This is a genomic window from Methylibium sp. T29-B (assembly GCF_000576225.1).
In the GTDB taxonomy this organism is placed as follows: domain Bacteria; phylum Pseudomonadota; class Gammaproteobacteria; order Burkholderiales; family Burkholderiaceae_C; genus Methylibium; species Methylibium petroleiphilum.
Map to the genome: position 1 here is coordinate 1 of NZ_AZSN01000299.1, position 2,372 is coordinate 2,372.

At 71.5% G+C, this 2,372-nt stretch carries 2 protein-coding genes and 1 pseudogene; all 3 read right to left on the reverse strand.

Annotated elements, in window-relative coordinates:
• On the reverse strand, positions 1 to 979 hold a 979-nt coding region (locus Y694_RS21325), incomplete at its 3' end, for a S1C family serine protease (protein ID WP_036236435.1).
• A complete protein-coding gene (locus Y694_RS21330) occupies positions 976 to 1,875 on the reverse strand; it encodes a ribose-phosphate pyrophosphokinase (RefSeq protein WP_036236438.1) in 900 nt (299 codons plus the stop codon). The genes Y694_RS21325 and Y694_RS21330, both read right to left, overlap by 4 nt.
• A pseudogene (locus Y694_RS26905) lies at positions 1,872 to 2,372 on the reverse strand (thymidine phosphorylase); the annotation flags it as partial. The gene Y694_RS21330 and the pseudogene Y694_RS26905, both read right to left, overlap by 4 nt.

The following is a 2,372-nucleotide window of genomic DNA, read 5'->3' on the forward strand; positions in this document are numbered from 1 at the left end:
CGCGGTCGGCCGGGCCACCGCGCTGCACGGCGACGAGCGCGGCACCGGCTGCGGCGCCGGTGGTCTCGTGAACGACGTCTCGGGCGCTCACGCCGAGCCAGCCGCGGCTGACGCGGCCGGTGGCGATGATCTGCTCCATCACCTGCCGGGCGAGGCTCACCGGGATCGCGAAGCCGATGCCCTGCGAGCCGCCGCTGCGTGAATAGATGGCGGTGTTGATGCCCACCAGATGGCCGGACGCGTCGACCAGCGCACCGCCTGAATTGCCGGGATTGATGGCCGCGTCGGTCTGGATGAAGTTCTCGAACGTGTTGATGCCGAGTCGGTTGCGGCCGGTGGCGCTCACGATGCCCTGCGTCACCGTCTGGCCCACGCCGAACGGATCGCCGACGGCCAGCACGATGTCACCGATCTGCACCGAGGCGGGATCGGCAAAGGTGATGGGCTGCAGGCCCTTGGCGTCGATGCGCAGCACCGCGAGGTCGGTCTCCGGGTCCGTGCCGACGACCCGCGCCTCGGCCACTTTGCCGCCGGGCAGCATCACGGCGATCTCGTCGGCGCCCTCGACGACGTGGTTGTTGGTCAGGATGAAACCCTGTGCGGCCACGATCACGCCCGAGCCAAGGCTCGACTGGCCCTGCGCGGCTTCCTCCTCGGAGCCGCCATACGGCCGCAGCCAGCCGGGCAGTTGCCGTGGCGGAGCCTTGCGCGTGTAGATGTTGACGACCGAAGCCGAGGCCTTCGCCGCTGCCGCACGGAAGCCGCCCTCCAGGCGTGCCACGACGGCCTTGGCACCCGGTGCGGAGGCCGCCGGGTCGGCATGGGGTGCCTCTCGCAGCGCCACGATGTCCGGGCGCGCAGGTGTGGCGGGCTCGGGCCCGAACGCCCGCCAGGCGATCAGCAGACCCGCGGAGACCGCGATCACCTGCGCGATGAGCAGCCACAGCCGCCAGACCAGGGACGGGCGAGTGTCGTTCACGATGCGATTCCCTCCATCAGTTCTTCCAGTGCGCGCGCCATCGGTTCGACGACGCTGATCTCGTTGGAGGCGTGCGGCACCGTGTCGCAGGTGAGCACGCGGGCCGGCCCGGTGGCCAGCAGTTCTTCGTAAGCCCCCGGCGCGAAAAGCGCATGCACGCCGATGCACAGCGGCGCGGGCAGGCCGACTCGGCGCACGCTGGCGACGGCCTGGATCATGGTGCGTGCGCTGGAGACGATGTCGTCGACCAGCACTGGCTGGCGGTCGGTCCAGGCCGACACGTCCGGCAGGCTGACCTCGACATCGCGGTCGCCGCGGCGGATCTTCTGCAGCACGGTCCAGGGTGCGCCCGCGGCGGCGGCGACTTCCGCGACCCATTGCTCGCTCTCCGAGTCGGGCCCGATCAGCAGCGGGCGGTCGACGTGTGCCGCGACCCAGCCGGCGATCAGCGGCGCCGTGTGCACCACCCGTGTCGGGATGCGGTAGATCTCGCCGAGTGCGTGGTAGCGGTGCAGATGCGGGTCGGCCGTCACCAGCGCATCGAAGGCGGTGGACAGCAGCGCCGCGTAGGAGCGTGACGTAACGGCTTCGCCGGCATGGAAGCGCCGGTCCTGCCGCAGGTAGGCGAGGTACGGGGCCGCCAGCAGCACCTTCGCCGCGCCGAGGTCGCGTGCTGCGTCTGCCGCGAAGAGCAGCGGCAGGGTCTTCTCGTCGGGTCGCGCCAAGCTGCAGGTGAGCACGACGGTCCGGCCCGTCACGTCCGCATCCAGGCGGACCAGTGACTCTCCATCCGGAAAGCGGTGCAGTTCCAGGGCCGCACGCTCGGCCTGTAGCGAGCGAACCAGCCGGTCGGCAAAACCCTCGTCGCCGGGCAGATGGAAGACGATGGCTCTCACGACGCCTCCGCGATCTGGAAGATGGGGGGGCGCGCGTCGACGAACTGCTGCGCATAGGCCAGTTCCCCGGGGGCCTGCGCATGCAGCGTGAAGAGCGGCTGTCCTCTCTGCACGACGTCGCCGAGGCGGGCATGGACGTCGACGCCGGCCGCCGGTGCGTTCGGGGCGCCGGCGAGCTTGGCGGCTCTTGCCAGCACGCGGTTGTCGACGGCCGTGATGCGCCCCGCCGAGGGCGCCTCGACGACCCGCCGGTGCGGTGCCAGCGGCACGTCGCGCAGTCCACCTTGGGCCTCGCAGATGTCGGTGAACTTGGCCCACGCGCGTCCATCGGAGAGCACCTCGGTCGCGAGACGCAGTCCCTGGCCTTCTGGCGCCGCGCCGCCGAGTTCCAGGATGTCGCCGGCCAGGCGCAGCGCGCGCTGCTTCAGGTCGTCCGGGGCATCGGCCTGCCGGCGCAGCACGGCCAGCACGTCGCGGGCCTCCAGCGCCGGGCCGAT